The following is a 15050-nucleotide window of genomic DNA, read 5'->3' as shown; positions in this document are numbered from 1 at the left end:
ACTGCCGTCTGCAATCGACGCTGCACTTTGCATTGCGCATTGGTTGGCCGCGTGACGTCGTTTTTTTGATAGAAATCGTCGAACTCGAAGCTCAGAGTGCCTGCAGTAGCGCTGTAATGTTTCCTACAGATCCGGCGTTCAATTCCAGATGCACGGCCGATAAAAACAACAATGACGTACAGAAGGCATAACACATGGAAACCTTGAGTTTCATTCTGGAAAACGGCGGGTTGATCAGTCTGCTACTCGGGCAGCACCTGCTCATCGTGGCGGTAGCGGTGGGTTTGGCGATTCTGACCGGCGTGCCTGTCGGGATTGCGATCTCCCAGCACCCCAGAACGCGCCGCTGGGTCCTGGCCTTCGCCGCGGTCCTGATGACCATTCCTTCCGCCGCGCTGTTCGGGCTGATGATTCCGGCCCTGTCGCTGATCGGCTACGGGATCGGCGTCGTACCGGCGGTCATTGCGCTGTTCCTCTACTCCCAATTGCCCATCATCCGCAACACCACCACTGCGATCTCCAACATCGATCCGGCCTTGCGCGAAGCAGCGATCGGGATGGGCATGTCGACCGGGCAACGATTGCGCAAGGTTGAGCTGCCGATTGCGGTCCCGCTGATCATGGCGGGCGTGAGGATGGCGACCGTCATCAACATCGGCATCGCRGCCATCGCGGCCTACATCGGCGCCGGCGGCCTGGGCAGCCTCATCATTCGCGGCATCGCGCAATCGGATACCCGACAGCTGTTGGCCGGCGCGATCGTCATCAGTGTCATCGCCATTGCGGCCGATTACGCGTTGTACGGCTTGCAGCGCCTGCTGACGCCAAAAGGCCTGAACAAGAACAAAGTGGCCACCGGCCGAATGAAGGAAGCTACGACGTGATCCAGATCGAAAACCTCAACAAGCAATTCGGCTCAATCACTGCAGTAGAAGATGTCTCATTCAATGTTGAAGAGGGGCAGATCTGCGTACTGCTTGGGCCGTCGGGCTGTGGCAAGACCACGACGCTGAAAATGATCAACAGACTGATCACGCCTACCTCCGGCACGATCAGAATTGGAGGTCGCGATACGTCCGAACTGGACAGCGTCACCCTCAAACGCTCCATCGGCTATGTGATCCAGCAAGTCGGCCTGTTCCCGAACATGACCGTTGAGGAAAACATTTGCGTCGTTCCCAATCTGTTGGGGTGGGACAAAACCAAAAGCCGAAAGCGCGCCGCGGAGTTGCTGGAAGTGGTCGCGCTGGATCCGTCGAAATTTCTCAAGCGCTATCCGTGTGAGCTTTCCGGTGGTCAACAGCAACGCGTAGGCGTGGCCCGGGCCCTGGCAGCGGATCCGCCGGTGATGCTGATGGACGAGCCCTTTGGCGCGATCGACCCGATCAACCGGGAAGTGATCCAGGACGAATTCATGCGCATCCAGCGCCTCGTCAACAAGACCGTGCTGTTTGTCAGTCATGACATCGATGAAGCGGTGAAGATGGCGGATTGCGTCGCCCTGTTCCATAACGGAAAAATCCAGCAGTTCGGCAGCTCGGATGATCTGCTGGCCCGGCCCAACAGCGAGTTCGTGGCGAACTTCATGGGCGGCGACCGGATCATGAAGCGCCTGCGTCTGCTGCGTGCGGCTGACGTGGCCAGCAAGGTCCCGCCACTGGAACACATGCAGATCGTGGGCGGCAACAGCGCTGTCGTTTCGCAATCGCACCTGATCGTCAAGCCCGGGGATGACCTGCGCCAGGTGCTTTCGCAGTTGCTGGGTCGCGGCCAGGACTGGGCACTTTGCAACGACAGCGACGGACGTTTTATCGGCTATGTCCACCAGGCCGACATCCTGGCGCGACTGGTTGAAAACATTACTCCGGTGGTGCACTGACAATGTCTGACTTACTGATCGGATTGTGGAAAGGGCTGCAATTTTACTGGGGCGATATCAGCTACCTGACGGTCCAGCATCTGCAGATCGTGGCGGTCAGTGGGGTGCTGGCGCTGGTCATCGCGCTGCCGCTGGGCGTCTGGATGAGCCGTCCGGCGAACCAGCGTTACGCCATGGCCAGCATGCAGGTCCTTAACGTAGGGCAGGCGATCCCCAAGCTCGCGTTGCTGGCGTTGGCCATGAGTTTCATTGGTGTCGGCAGCGGCGCGGCCATCATCGGCTTGTTTGTCGCGACGTTGTTGCCCGTGGCAGTCAATACCTACGAAGGCCTGCGTGCGGTGCCGCAGCACCTGGTCGAAGCGGCCGAGGCCATGGGCATGACGCCACGGGAAACGCTGTGGAAAGTTGAAATTCCGAACGCGATGAACGTGATTTTCGCCGGCATCCGCACGGCGCTGGCGATCAACGTCGGTACCGCGCCGCTGGCCTTCCTGGTCGGTGGCGGTGGGTTGGGCGAGTTGATCTTTACCGGGATCGACTTGAACGACTTCGGCATGATGCTGGCCGGCGCCGCGGCGACCGCGCTGTTGGCGATTGCGGTCGATCTGGGCTGCGGCTTGATTCAAAACATTGCAGTGTCACGGGGCTTGAGGTTGGCCGGGCGCGAATGAATCTGAAGACCATAGACAAAAATCAATAATATGAGGTGCACGATGATTTATCGAATGCTGGCCAGTCTGATCTTTACCCTGAGTCTTGTTTGCGGTGTTGTGGGCAGTGCTTCTGCCAACAGCACGATTGTGGTCGGCGGCAAGAAGTTTACCGAGCAGCAATTGGTTGCCGAGATGACCGCTCAACTCCTGCGCGCCAATGGCTACAGTGTTGATAAACGCCCGGACCTGGGTTCTTCCGTATTGCGCGCGGCGCAAGAGAACGGTCAGGTCGATGTTTATTGGGAATACACCGGCACTTCACTGATTACTTACAATAAAGTCACGGACAAGCTCAACGCCGACGAAACGTACAAGAAAATCAGCGAGCTGGATGCGCAGAAAGGCATCACCTGGCTGAACCCTTCCAAGGCCAACAACACTTACGCCTTTGCCATGCGCAAGGAAGAGGCCGAGAAGGATGGAATCGCCTCGATCAGCGATCTTGCGCAGAAGATCGAAACAGGCAAGTCCTATAAGTTTGCCTCCAACGCTGAGTTCTTTTCCCGGCCTGATGGCCTGCGTCCTCTGCAAGAGACCTACAAGTTTGAATTTGAACGCAAGAACATCGTCCGCATGGACGGCGGGCTGACCTATCAGGCGCTCAGGGACGGGCAGGTCGATCTGGCCCTGGTCTTGTCGACGGATGGGCGGATTCCGGCCTTCGGCTTTGTGGTGCTGCAAGACGATAAAGGCTTCTTCCCCAGCTACGCGCTGACCCCGGTGATTCGCACTGAAGTGTTCAAGGCGAATCCAAAGATCGGCGAGTTGCTCAACGCCCTGTCGTCCAGGCTGGATGACGACACCATCGCGGGCCTCAATTCCCGGGTCGATGTCGGCCGTGAATCCATCGAGAGCGTGTCCCGGGAATTCCTGCAAAAGAATCAGTTGCTGTAGGAGCTGCCGAAGGCTGCGATCTTTGACGTAGCCTTCAGAACCTACCAGGGCCGGCGGATAACCCCGGCCTTTTTTCCCCTGCCTCCCATTCATTCCCTTGCACCCACATCAGGTGCGAGCTGGTTTCGTTCGCCTGTACCCACTCGGAGAATAACAATGCAGTTGAATAAAAAGTTCGTGGCGTGCTCGTTTTTGCTAATGGCAGCAAGTGCTCAGGCGGATGACAGTATCGAACGCATGACCCTCGCCGACATGCGTCATGCGTTGGACAACGGGACTCTCAGTTCCGAACATTTGGTGCAGCACTATCTGGATAACATTCAGGCGAACAATCACCAGGGCCAGAACATCAATGCGCTGGTGACCATCAATGAACAGGCGATCGATCAGGCCCGCAAGTGGGATGCTGAACGGGCGAAAAATTCCACTGCCAGGTACGCACCGCTGGCCGGTATTCCGTTCGTGGTGAAGGACAACTTTGACACCGCCGGTATGGTCACCTCCGGGGGCTCCTTCGTGCTGCGTTCGTCGGTGCCAAGCCAGGATGCCTTCACCGTCAAGAAGCTGATCGACGGGCAAGCCATTGTGCTCGGCAAAGCCAATCTGTCGGAACTGGCCGCATCCTTTGGCTGGTTTGGCTACAGCTCGTTTGGCGGGCAGACGCTGAACCCGCGGAACACCAAGCGTGATGCATCCGGCTCCAGCAGCGGTTCTGCCGCCTCGGTGGCGGCGGCGTTCGCACCCTTCGCATTGGGGTCGGATACGAGCGGCTCGATCCGGGCACCGGCCAGTGTCACCGGCACGGTGGGTTTTCGACCTTCGCTGGGGCTGATCAGTCGTAGCGGCATCATTCCGCTGTCGCTCGCGTTCGATACCGCAGGCGTCATTACCGACAGCGTGCTGGATCAGGCCATCGTGCTTGATGTGATCAAGGGCCAGGACAAAAGCGACGCGGCGACCTTCGACCTTGCTGCAGACAAAATACAGTTCGAACCGGCACTGAGCCGTACCTCGCTGCAAGGCAAGACCATTGGCGTAATCAACAATTTCAAGGGGGCGAACCCGGAAGTGGATGCGGTCTATAAAGCTGCGCAGGAAACGCTCGTCAAGCGCGGTGCGCAGGTCGTCTCCATCGAATTGCCAAAAGCCTTTGAAACCCTGTGGAGCGACGTGCTCGGCCCAGTGGGGGAGAGCGAATTCAAGCCGCAATTCGAACGCTACCTCACCACCCTCAATCCAGGCCAACCGCGAACGCTTGCGCAGTTTCTCGACCTTGCCAGGCAAAATCAGGCGCAAAACGCTGCGCATGGGATGAACCCGGCACGCCTGGCCGGACTGGAAACGGTAGCGAATGCCGCAAGCACCGATTCGCCGCAGTACATCTCCATTCTTTCCCGGAAGATTCCACAGTTGCGCGCGCAACTGATGGGCATCATGAAGCAGAACAAGGTCGACAGCCTGTTTTTTGCGACCATCAATTGCCCGGCTTCGGTGGTGCACGGTGTGAACGATGACAGTTACCTGTGCAAGTCCGGCGATACCTACGCGTCGTCGTACATTGCCTCGGCCACAGGATTTCCCGAAATCACCGTTCCGGCAGGCATCATCAAGGGCAACCTGCCGGTGGGTGTTTCGTTCCTGGGCGGCTACGGCGAAGACGCCAAGGTGGTGGGTTTCGGCTACGCGTTCCTTGGGCGGTAACCGTCAGACCTGTTCCAGCAACCAGGTACGAAACGCGACGAGTGAAGGCAGCATTTCGTTGCGCGGCGGATAGGCCAGGTAGTAACTGCGCTGGCTGGCGAAGGGCTGATCGAGGCTGATCAGTTCGTTGTTGGCCAACTCGTCGGCCACCAGGATACGTGGCACCAGACCGATGCCGATGCCGGCCCTGACGGCCTGGATCAAGTGCGAGGTGAGTTCGAAACTCGGCCCCAGGCGCATCATCCGATGGGGCAGGGCGTGGTGGCTGAACCACTCGCCCCAGACGTTGGCGTTGCTCGCGACGTTGAGCAGCGTCTGGCCAGCAATGCGGTCAGGGGTCCAGGCGTCATGGATTTCGGCCGCTTCTGGCGAAATGATCACCATCAGTTCTTCGGTGTGCAGGCGATGGCTGATCAGCCCCGGCAAGTCGGCATTGCCGACGACGATCGCGGCGTCGATGCCGCTGGTTTCAAAGTCGATGGCATCGATGCGGGAATTGATGTGCACCAGCATGCCGGGATGGGTTTTGTAGAAGTCATGCAGGCGCGGCAATAACCACTTCGAGCCGAAGGTCGGCAAGGTGGCCAGGCGCAACGTGCCGCTGCCGGATTGATAAGCCATGGCCTGCAATGTGGCGCTGCGGATGCGTCCGAGCGCTTCGCTCATTTCCCGCTGATAAAGACGACCGACATCGGTCAGCTGTACTTGCCTGCCTTCACGGCGGAACAGCGTCAGGCCCAGTTGCTGCTCCAGCGCCTGGACTTGCCGGCTCACCGCGCTTTGGGTCAGTGACAGTTCCATCGCGGCGCGGGTATAGCTTTCATGGCGGGCGGCGGCTTCAAAGGCCAGCAGCAACGACATCGAAGGAGTGAGGTGACGGTAATTCATTCGTAAAAGTCATCGATAGCGGCAGGATTATCCGTTTGTCCGGCGCCAGAGCCTGCAGGATCATTGGCATGGCCGACGACCTGAGGCTGACCCATTAATGCTCAGGCGACAAGTGTTTTGAGTTTTCCCGTGATTAGACCGACAAGAGAACAGCCTGCGATGATCGCTCAGTTGCCCACCGTTGCACCCGCGGCCCAGTACCCGGAGTTTCTGCAAGCCCTGCACACCAGCGGCTTTCGCGGTCAGCTCAGCGCCGACTACGCCACCCGCACCGTGCTGGCGACCGACAACTCGATTTACCAGCGGCTGCCGCAAGCGGCGGTGTTCCCCCTGGATGCGGATGACATCGCACGCATCGCAACCTTGATGGCCGAGCCACGCTTCCGCCAGATCAAGCTGACCCCGCGCGGTGGTGGCACCGGCACCAACGGGCAGTCATTGACCGATGGCGTCGTGGTCGACCTGTCGCGGCACATGAACGCCATCCTCGAAATCAACGTTGCCGAGCGCTGGGTGCGGGTGCAGACGGGCGTGGTCAAGGACCAGCTCAATGCCGCGCTCAAGCCGCACGGGCTGTTCTTTGCGCCGGAGCTGTCGACGTCCAACCGTGCCACCGTCGGCGGCATGATCAACACCGACGCCAGCGGCCAGGGCAGTTGCACCTATGGCAAGACCCGTGATCACGTTCTGGAATTGCACAGCGTGCTGCTCGGCGGTGAGCGCCTGCACAGCCATCCGCTGTCCGAAGTGGAACTGGAGGCGGCTTGCGCGCAGTCCGGCCGTATCGGCGAAGTGTACCGGGTGGCGCGCAATATTCAGGAGACCCAGGCCGAGCTGATCGAATCGGTATTCCCCAAACTCAACCGTTGCCTGACCGGTTACGACCTGGCACACCTGCGCGATGAGCAAGGGCGTTTCAACCTCAACAGCGTGCTGTGTGGTGCGGAAGGGTCATTGGGCTACGTTGTCGAAGCCAAGCTCAACGTGCTGCCGATTCCCGGGTATTCGGTGCTGGTGAACGTGCGTTACGGCAGCTTCATGGATGCGCTGCGTGACGCCAATGCGTTGCTGGCGCACAAGCCGTTGTCCATCGAAACCGTGGACTCCAGGGTGTTGCTGCTGGCGATGAAAGACATCGTCTGGCACAGCGTCGCCGAGTATTTTCCGACGGATGCCGAACGTCCGACGCTGGGCATCAATCTGGTGGAGTTCAGCGGGGAAGACGTGGCGGACGTGAACGTTCGCGTGGCGTCGTTCGTGGCGCATCTGCAGGCCGACACGACGATCGAGCGGCTGGGCCACACGCTGGCCGAGGGGGCCGAAGCCGTGTCCCGCGTCTACACCATGCGCAAGCGCTCGGTAGGGCTATTGGGCAATGTCGTAGGCGAGGTTCGGCCGCAGCCTTTTGTTGAAGACACCGCCGTACCGCCGGAGAAGCTGGCCGACTACATAACCGAGTTTCGTGAATTGCTCGACAGTTATGGCCTGAGCTACGGCATGTTCGGTCACGTCGATGCCGGCGTACTGCATGTGCGCCCGGCGCTGGACATGAAAGACTCGGCCCAGGCCGCGCTGATCAAGCCAATTTCCGACGCCGTGGCCGAGTTGACCCGGCGTTACGGCGGGTTGCTATGGGGCGAGCACGGCAAGGGCTTGCGTTCGGAATACGTCCCCGAGTTTTTTGGCGAGTTGTACCCGGCTTTGCAATCGCTCAAGGGCGCCTTCGACCCGCACAACCAACTCAACCCCGGGAAGATCTGCACGCCACCGGAGGCTGCCCAAGGCTTGCTCAAGGTCAACGAAGTGACGCTGCGCGGTGATCTGGATCGGCAGATCGACGAGCGCGTCTGGCAAAGCTTCGGTACCGCCATGCACTGCAACGGTAACGGCGCCTGCTACAACTACGACCCCTCTGATGCGATGTGTCCGTCGTGGAAAGCCACCCGTGAGCGCCAGCATTCGCCGAAGGGCAGGGCGTCGTTGATTCGCGAATGGTTGCGTCTGCAAGGCGCGGCCAATATTGACGTATTGCAAGCAGCCCGCGGCAAGTTGTCGTGGTTGAGCGGGTTGCCGACGCGGTTACGCAATAACCTGGCGCGCTCGCGTGGCGAGGCGGATTTCTCCCATGAGGTCTATGACGCGATGGCCGGCTGCCTGGCCTGTAAATCCTGCGCGGGACAATGCCCGGTCAAGGTCAACGTCCCGGAATTCCGTTCGCGTTTTCTGGAGCTGTACCACGGTCGCTATCAACGACCGCTGCGTGACTACCTGATCGGCTCGCTGGAGTTCACCATTCCCTACATGGCTTACGCGCCGGGTCTGTACAACGCGGTGATGGGCTCGAAATGGGTGAGCCGCCTGCTGGAGCGACAGGTCGGCATGCTCGACAGCCCGCTGATCCACCGCCATGACTTGCAGGCCACGTTGACCCGCTGCAAGGTCGCGGTCGCCAGCGTGCCGGCTCTGCGCGAACTGACCGCGGCACAACGTGAGCGCAGCGTGGTGTTGGTGCAGGACGCCTTCACCCGTTACTTCGAAACGCCGTTGCTGGCGAACTTTATCCAGTTGGCGCATCAGTTGGGGTATCGGGTGTTTCTGGCGCCCTATAGCGCCAACGGCAAGCCTTTGCACGTACAGGGATTCCTCGGCGCCTTCGCCAAGGCGGCGATCCGCAATGGCAATCAGCTCAAGGCGCTCGCCGACTGCGGCGTACCGCTGGTGGGACTGGACCCGGCGATGACGCTGGTCTACCGCCAGGAATATCAAAAAGTACCAGGACTCGACGATTGCCCGAAGGTCTTGCTGCCTCAGGAATGGCTGTCCGATGCGTTGCCGGAAAACCCGCATCCCGCGACCGGAACCTTCCGTTTGTTGGCGCACTGCACCGAGAAAACCAATGTCCCGGCCAGCACTTCGCAATGGGAAGCCGTTTTTGCCCGGCTCGGGCTCAAGCTGACGACTGAGGCGACCGGCTGCTGCGGCATGTCCGGAACCTTCGGCCATGAAGCTCGTAACCAGGGCAGCTCACGAACCATTTTTGAGCAATCCTGGTCCGGCAAGCTGGAAAAAGAGAGCGAGGCGCTGGCAACGGGATACTCCTGTCGCAGTCAGGTGAAACGCTTTGCCAACGTGCAATTGCGCCATCCATTGGAGGTTGTGTTAGAGCGTATGCTCGCGAAGTGAAGAGGAACGCCATGCCAGACCGTCGCTATTCGACCCATAGCAGCCAATCACCCAAGGCGCTACGCTCGCAGGCACGCTCCTTCAGGTACTGACAATTACGATATGAAACGCATACTTGATCGTTTACGTGGCTGGGCCAGAAAGCTAAAACGACAAACCATGGTTCTCTGGTTTTGCTATCAGCATCCGCAAACACCCTGGTTACCCAAATGGATTGCGGTTTTTGTCGTGGCGTATGCGCTGAGTCCAATCGACCTCATTCCTGATTTCATTCCAGTGCTTGGATACCTGGACGACGTGATCATTTTGCCGCTTGGCATTCTGCTCGCTATTCGGTTGATGCCGGCGCAGGTGCTCGAGGACTGTCAGCTCAAAGCGAGTGAGTGGGAGCAAAGCCATGTGAAGCGGCCAGCGAACAGGTTTGCTGCAGTGATCGTAGTATTAGTCTGGCTCGTTGCTGCGGGTATTTTGGGGGCTTACTTCCTCAGGGCGTGAAGCCGCCTGTCGCAGTAGCCAGAAATTGATCGCCCGGATTAATACCCATGTGCAGACGGATACTGAATTGCTTGCATCCCCCATGGGGGGGATAAGACTCGTGTTATTCATGAATCGTGAAGACTCAAATGATGAGTGAGCTCGAACACAACCATCCCCACACCCACCACACCCACCAAAGTCACGAAGCGATCATCAAGCGTCTCAAGCGGGCGGACGGCCACTTACGCGGCATCATCACCATGATCGAAGAGGGGCGTCAGTGCGTGGACATCGCCCAGCAGCTGCATGCTGTTGAAAAAGCGGTGTGCCAAGCCAAGCGCACGCTCATTCAGGATCGCATCGATCACTGTCTGGAAGACACCATCTCGGCGTTGAACAATGGTGAGCGCGCACCACTGGAAGCCTTCAAGCAGATCACCAAGTACCTCTAGGCCTGCCATGCCCGCGCTGCAAGCGCTACGGTTTCTGGTCTGAAGACTGACCAGCCAGCCTTGGCAAAACTCAGGAACTTACGGTCGTCTATCTGGCCATCGGCGATGCTGATCATCGATCACGTACGGGTGTTCGTGATCCACACCATCCTGCCCGTCGAGGTGAGTGTGATCGACCGGCAGGTTCTCATGGGTGTGTTTGATCGACTCTTGGTCATGCGCAGGACGCCAGATCACGATACTGACCACCAGTGCGCCACCTGCCACGACAGCGAGCCCGACAAACGACGCCGTGAGGCTGATGTTGGCACCCAGCCATCCCGCCAATGGGTAGGTAATCAACCAGCAGGCATGGGACAGTGCAAATTGGGCGGCAAACAGTGCCGGGCGATCTTCGGCATGTGCCGAGCGACGCAACAGCCGACCGCTCGGGGTCTGGGCCAGGGAATAGCCCACGCCGAGTACCATCCACAGAGGCAACAGGAAGTTGTAGGTGGTCAGGTTGATGCCAATTGCCAAGCCTGCGACCAGGATTGCTCCGCCAAACAGCATGGCTGTTCGGTCTTTGATGTCTTTCAACAGCCGAGGCAACACCAGGGCTGCGATCATCGAGCCACCGCCGAACGCGGCCAACGCCAGTGCTGTGGAGCTCTGAGGCAAAGCGAAGCGCGATTGGACCAGCACCACCGTATTGACGATGACCATGGCACTGGCCGCCGCTACCGTCAGGTTTAACGCCAACAGCCCGCGCAAGCGAGGTGTTGCTAGGAAGATGCGCATGCCGCGGGTAGTTCGCTCGTAAATACTGCGCCGTGGCGTCTGCTTCGCCTTCGGCAGCAGGACTGTCGAGACCAGGGCTGCCGAGGTGAGAAAACCGATGACCGTGCCGGCGAACAGACTATGGAAGCTGACCACGGTCAGCAACGCGGCGGCGAGCATCGGGCTGGCGACGCTCTCGAGATCGTAGGCCAGGCGCGATAGGGACAGGGCGCGGGTGTAGTCGTCCTCATCTGGCAGTATGTCCGGAATGGTCGCTTGAAATGTTGGGGTGAATGCGGCTGAGGCTGATTGCAGGACAAAAATCAGTACGTAGACCTGCCAGACCTCCGTCACGAACGGCAGAGCCAACGCGACCAAGGCTCGTACTAAATCCAGCGAGACCAACATTGTTCGCCGGGGTAGACGCTCCGCAAAAGCCGCTGCAATCGGCGCGACACCAATGTAGGCCGTCATTTTGATCGCCAACGCTGTACCGAGGACAGCGCCCGCTTGGGCGCCTGCAAGATCGAATGCCAGCAGGCCTAGCGCGACAGTGGCAAGACCAGTCCCTACAAGTGCAATCACCTGGGCCAGGAAGAGGTGACGGTACGTTCGGTTGGCCAGGATTGTCAGCATGAGAAATCTCACAGGAAGAGGTGAACGCCTATCTGGTTGTCGCAATGCTGTTCAGTTAAGGAAATTGTAGGAGCGAGCTCGCTCCTACATTGATGCAAGCTGGCTTTCTCACATTTGTGGAGGCCAGTTATGCGATTCACCTTGGCATTCCTTGCACCATGCATAGAGTGCGTCGTATAGGATCAGTCCATGCGAAAGCATTTCATGATCATCGGAATATCGCTGCGACAATCCCAGTGAAATGGCGTACAACCCAGCCGATTGCGGAGTCAGATCCAGGCGGGAGGTATCAGCGCCACGGACGATCTTGGCCAACTGCTGCAAAGCGGGCTCATTGAGCTGGTACTTTTTCAGAAAAGCGTCGAAGCTGCACAGCTCGCCCTCATGAGTCAGTTCTACGCCGGGAATGTCGTAGGGCACAGCGTCTTTTTCCGCCGCTAAACGCAGCACGTCACCACTGGGTACGTATAAAAACTCAGGCTGCGGATCGATAAAGCGAGCGATCAGCCAGGGACAGGCGATGCGGTCAATCTTGGGCCGTTCACGTGTAATCCACCTCATGGAACACCTCCTGCCTGGCTCGGTAGGCTGGGTGATCTGGCGAGCCCAGTGCCCGCCAAAGACTGTTAACCGACTCGTGCGATCTAGCGCAGCAGATGTACTGCCAAACCGACGAGCGCGCAGGCCATCAACACCTGGATGACGCCCCGCTTGAAGCGGAACAAGGCGATCGCCGCGGCAATGGCGATCAGTGCCGAGGGCCAGTCGAGGTTGCCGCTGAAGCCTTTCGGCCAAAGTACGTGATAGCCGAAGAAACACGCCAGATTAAGGATCACACCGACCACGGCCGCCGTAATGGCGGTGAGCGGTGCGGTGAATTTGAGTTCGTTGTGAGTCGACTCTACCAGCGGACCACCCGCAAGGATGAACAGGAACGAGGGCAGGAAGGTGAACCAGGTCACCAGGGCGGCGGCCACAGCTCCCGCCAGAAATACTTGGTCGGCACCGAATACTTGCGAGACATAGGCGCCAACAAAGCCGACGAACGCCACCACCATGATCAACGGCCCGGGGGTGGTTTCGCCTAACGCCAGGCCGTCGATCATCTGCGTCGGCGTTAACCAGCCATAGTGACCGACCGCGCCTTGGTAGACATACGGCAGCACAGCGTAGGCCCCGCCAAAGGTCAGCAACGCCGCCTTGGTAAAGAACCAGCCCATCTGGGTCAAGGTGCCTTCCCAGCCAAAGAGGGCGGTCAAAATCCCCATTGGCAATGCCCACAGTGCGGCGCCGATCAGTGCGAGCGGCACCAGTTTTAACCAACTGAATCGGGCATGCTCAGGGGATGGCGTGTCGTCATCGATCAACGCCGGACCATAAGACTTTTTGGCGGCGCTATGGCCACCGGTTCTGAACTGCTCGGGCGCCAGGCGTCCGCCGACATAACCGATTAACGCCGCCCCCAGCACGATCAGCGGGAACGGAACATTGAACGCGAAGATCGCGGTAAATGACGCCGCCGCTATCGCCCACAGCCAATTGTTCTTCAACGCCCGAGAGCCGATTCGATGGGCCGCCTGCACCACGATAGCTGTCACGGCAGGCTTGATCCCATAGAAGAGCCCGGCCACCACGGGCACTTCGCCGAACGCGATATACATCCACGACAGAGCGATCAGGATGAACAGTGAGGGCAGCACAAACAGTGCCCCCGCAATCACTCCACCCCAGGTTCGGTGCATCAGCCAGCCGATGTAAGTCGCCAATTGTTGAGCCTCTGGTCCAGGCAGCAACATGCAGTAATTAAGGGCATGCAGAAAGCGTCGTTCGGAGATCCAGCGCCGACGCTCCACCAGTTCCTGGTGCATGATCGAGATCTGTCCGGCTGGCCCGCCGAAGCTGATGAAACCCAGCTTCAACCAGAACCAGAAAGCCTCACGCAAACTGATCGGCTTTGGCCTCGACAGATTCTCTTCAACCGCTGGTGCGAAAACCTTATTCATTGGGTTGTTCCTCTTTTACAAACCCGGCGAGCAGGCCGTCGAAGATGGCGCTGGCGGCAACCAGCAGATGGTCGTCGTGGGTAATGGTTTCGCGCAGCCCAGCCAGTACACGTTCGATGCCAGCAGCCTCCACCGGCTGAATGCCTCCGACATCGAGGTAATGCACCAAAGCCGCAATGCGGTTCAGGCCTGGCTCCTGAAGTTCAAAGCTGGCTTGCAGGGTTTCGAAGGTCACGCGGTTGCCGACATGACTGAAGGTCGCCTCATCGAAGTCGAAACCCAGTGCATCTACCGGGCAGTCCTGTGGGGTGTTCAGCCAGAGGATCTGAGCGTGGGGGTCAATGAAGCGGCGAATCAGCCAGGCACACGCCAGCCGGTCGACCCAGGGACGCTTACGGGTTGCCCAGATACGGCCCTGATAATCGCCAGGATTGAGTGCCGTTATTGGGTGGTTGCTGCTGTGTGGCTCATCCGGCGACAGGGCAATACTGACCGCCGTCTCTAGCTCCTGCAACGCCGAATCGATCTGCTGCTTCGGCTTGCCCGGGAAGTAATCGATGCTTACCAGTTGATCGTAGGCTTTGCGCAGCTTACGAATTTGTTTGGTCGTCGCCAGCGCATTTTCAGCATTCAGCTGTCCACGGCATTCTTCGATCTGTGCACGAAGCTTGCCGTAATCATCGCTACGGTCAAACCACTCGACAAAGCGCTCGCCATCAGGATCGACGACGGGCAGGACGAATGCGGTGCCGTTGATGGCAAGGATGTCACGCTCGACAGACGCCAGCACTTCACGACAGAAACCGGTGTCAGGCAACAGGTAGGCGCCATCGCGCAAGACCGCAGCACCTGAAGCTTTCAAGGCACGCCAAGCGCGCATGCGTTCGGTGGCATTCGCGGTGGGTAGGCCTAGAATCAAAGTCAGCCATTTTTTCATGTAGATATCGCAATTTATTTTGTAATTGGAATTACACTATCTCTGTTTTACATGTTTGGAAAGCTGTCCTTGAGAGCAGAGGATTTTGGCAAGCATGGATGGCGATGCCGGGATAGGCGCAAACAGCGCCTGTACGCGCGCGATGGTGGCAGTGTCAAAAGGCAAATCAATGCGCTTTGGGCATTGGAGTGACAGGCGGCAATCGGCCAGGCCGCCGTGGTGAATCACGATGGCAAATTAGTGGCTATGCTTGGTCTGCTGTCGAAACCGATCAGGCAGTCCGGCAGGCTGCGCGGAAATGACCCGCAACGTGCCCTATGTCACCCGACTATTCTGCGTGAAGCATCCAGTTCAGGGGCGCAAATCCGCAACGACACTCGGGAAGACATGGAGCAAACCCTGCACCTGCAGGCGCAGGGTTTGGACTGGATCTGTCGGGATCACTCAGGATCGAATCGACTGTCGCTACGGTGCGGCTGGGCACTGCGAAAACGGGGATATGCTCACCCCAGACACTCACCCCAGACA

General features: G+C 58.9%; 13 protein-coding genes. 8 read left to right on the top strand and 5 right to left on the bottom strand.

The window, feature by feature from the left end; all coding sequences use genetic code 11:
* Nucleotides 1-194 precede the first annotated feature (194 nt).
* The 5 genes from AC1DRN_RS23685 (at nt 195) to AC1DRN_RS23665 (ending at nt 5187) form a co-directional block, all read left to right on the top strand.
* The gene (locus tag AC1DRN_RS23685) at nt 195-884 is read left to right on the top strand and encodes an ABC transporter permease (protein ID WP_218433270.1); all 690 of its coding nucleotides are present in this window, start codon (nt 195-197) and stop codon (nt 882-884) included.
* Nucleotides 881-1879 carry an ABC transporter ATP-binding protein gene (locus AC1DRN_RS23680; RefSeq protein WP_223462595.1) on the top strand — a complete coding sequence of 333 codons (999 nt, stop codon included), beginning with the start codon at nt 881-883 and terminating at the stop codon, nt 1877-1879. Before AC1DRN_RS23685 ends, AC1DRN_RS23680 begins: the two co-directional genes overlap by 4 nt.
* Nucleotides 1880-1881: 2 nt before the next feature.
* A complete protein-coding gene (locus AC1DRN_RS23675; RefSeq protein WP_108219551.1) occupies nt 1882-2550 on the top strand; it encodes an ABC transporter permease in 669 nt (222 codons plus the stop codon).
* Nucleotides 2551-2592: 42 nt separating this feature from the next.
* Nucleotides 2593-3486, top strand: a complete 894-nt coding sequence (locus AC1DRN_RS23670; protein ID WP_223462594.1) for a glycine betaine ABC transporter substrate-binding protein — start codon at nt 2593-2595, stop codon at nt 3484-3486.
* 156 nt (nt 3487-3642) lie between these two features.
* Nucleotides 3643-5187: an amidase family protein gene (locus AC1DRN_RS23665; protein ID WP_223462593.1), complete on the top strand. Its 1545-nt coding sequence runs from the start codon at nt 3643-3645 to the stop codon at nt 5185-5187.
* Between the two features lie 3 nt (nt 5188-5190).
* On the opposite strand, the gene AC1DRN_RS23660 is transcribed toward AC1DRN_RS23665, so the two are convergent.
* Nucleotides 5191-6075: a LysR substrate-binding domain-containing protein gene (locus AC1DRN_RS23660; RefSeq protein WP_223462592.1), complete on the bottom strand. Its 885-nt coding sequence runs from the start codon at nt 6073-6075 to the stop codon at nt 5191-5193.
* 159 nt (nt 6076-6234) lie between these two features.
* On the opposite strand from AC1DRN_RS23660, the gene ydiJ reads away from it, so the two are divergent.
* From ydiJ to AC1DRN_RS23645, 3 genes are all read left to right on the top strand, one after another.
* A complete protein-coding gene (gene ydiJ, locus AC1DRN_RS23655; protein WP_477786815.1) occupies nt 6235-9258 on the top strand; it encodes a D-2-hydroxyglutarate dehydrogenase YdiJ in 3024 nt (1007 codons plus the stop codon).
* A 102-nt stretch (nt 9259-9360) separates the two neighbouring features.
* Nucleotides 9361-9753: a YkvA family protein gene (locus tag AC1DRN_RS23650; RefSeq protein ID WP_223462590.1), complete on the top strand. Its 393-nt coding sequence runs from the start codon at nt 9361-9363 to the stop codon at nt 9751-9753.
* A 131-nt stretch (nt 9754-9884) separates the two neighbouring features.
* Nucleotides 9885-10187: a metal-sensing transcriptional repressor gene (locus tag AC1DRN_RS23645; RefSeq protein ID WP_223462589.1), complete on the top strand. Its 303-nt coding sequence runs from the start codon at nt 9885-9887 to the stop codon at nt 10185-10187.
* A 78-nt stretch (nt 10188-10265) separates the two neighbouring features.
* Here the strand turns inward: AC1DRN_RS23645 and AC1DRN_RS23640 are convergent, their stop codons facing one another.
* The 4 genes from AC1DRN_RS23640 to AC1DRN_RS23625 all read right to left on the bottom strand — a co-directional run bounded on the left by AC1DRN_RS23640 (nt 10266) and on the right by AC1DRN_RS23625 (nt 14522).
* Nucleotides 10266-11582, bottom strand: a complete 1317-nt coding sequence (locus AC1DRN_RS23640) for an MFS transporter (protein WP_223462588.1) — start codon at nt 11580-11582, stop codon at nt 10266-10268.
* Nucleotides 11583-11690: 108 nt separating this feature from the next.
* The gene (locus AC1DRN_RS23635; protein ID WP_223462587.1) at nt 11691-12143 is read right to left on the bottom strand and encodes a chromate resistance protein ChrB domain-containing protein; all 453 of its coding nucleotides are present in this window, start codon (nt 12141-12143) and stop codon (nt 11691-11693) included.
* 83 nt (nt 12144-12226) lie between these two features.
* The gene (chrA, locus tag AC1DRN_RS23630; protein WP_223462586.1) at nt 12227-13585 is read right to left on the bottom strand and encodes a chromate efflux transporter; all 1359 of its coding nucleotides are present in this window, start codon (nt 13583-13585) and stop codon (nt 12227-12229) included.
* Nucleotides 13578-14522: a chromate resistance protein ChrB domain-containing protein gene (locus AC1DRN_RS23625; protein ID WP_223462585.1), complete on the bottom strand. Its 945-nt coding sequence runs from the start codon at nt 14520-14522 to the stop codon at nt 13578-13580. The genes chrA and AC1DRN_RS23625 overlap by 8 nt, the downstream gene beginning before the upstream one ends.
* Between the last annotated feature and the right edge of the window lie 528 nt (nt 14523-15050).

The organism is Pseudomonas sp. P5_B3, assembly GCF_056400405.1.
This window is presented reverse-complemented; position numbering and strand designations above follow the sequence as displayed.

What these genes read in the sequence shown, in the direction of transcription:
- AC1DRN_RS23650 (WP_223462590.1), top strand. Translation starts at nt 9,361, where the DNA reads ATGAAACGCATACTTGATCGTTTACGTGGCTGGGCCAGAAAGCTAAAA.
- chrA (WP_223462586.1), bottom strand. Translation starts at nt 13,585, where the DNA reads ATGAATAAGGTTTTCGCACCAGCGGTTGAAGAGAATCTGTCGAGGCCA.
- AC1DRN_RS23640 (WP_223462588.1), bottom strand. Translation starts at nt 11,582, where the DNA reads ATGCTGACAATCCTGGCCAACCGAACGTACCGTCACCTCTTCCTGGCC.
- AC1DRN_RS23665 (WP_223462593.1), top strand. Translation starts at nt 3,643, where the DNA reads ATGCAGTTGAATAAAAAGTTCGTGGCGTGCTCGTTTTTGCTAATGGCA.
- AC1DRN_RS23625 (WP_223462585.1), bottom strand. Translation starts at nt 14,522, where the DNA reads ATGAAAAAATGGCTGACTTTGATTCTAGGCCTACCCACCGCGAATGCC.
- AC1DRN_RS23670 (WP_223462594.1), top strand. Translation starts at nt 2,593, where the DNA reads ATGATTTATCGAATGCTGGCCAGTCTGATCTTTACCCTGAGTCTTGTT.
- AC1DRN_RS23675 (WP_108219551.1), top strand. Translation starts at nt 1,882, where the DNA reads ATGTCTGACTTACTGATCGGATTGTGGAAAGGGCTGCAATTTTACTGG.
- AC1DRN_RS23645 (WP_223462589.1), top strand. Translation starts at nt 9,885, where the DNA reads ATGAGTGAGCTCGAACACAACCATCCCCACACCCACCACACCCACCAA.
- ydiJ (WP_477786815.1), top strand. Translation starts at nt 6,235, where the DNA reads ATGATCGCTCAGTTGCCCACCGTTGCACCCGCGGCCCAGTACCCGGAG.
- AC1DRN_RS23635 (WP_223462587.1), bottom strand. Translation starts at nt 12,143, where the DNA reads ATGAGGTGGATTACACGTGAACGGCCCAAGATTGACCGCATCGCCTGT.
- AC1DRN_RS23660 (WP_223462592.1), bottom strand. Translation starts at nt 6,075, where the DNA reads ATGAATTACCGTCACCTCACTCCTTCGATGTCGTTGCTGCTGGCCTTT.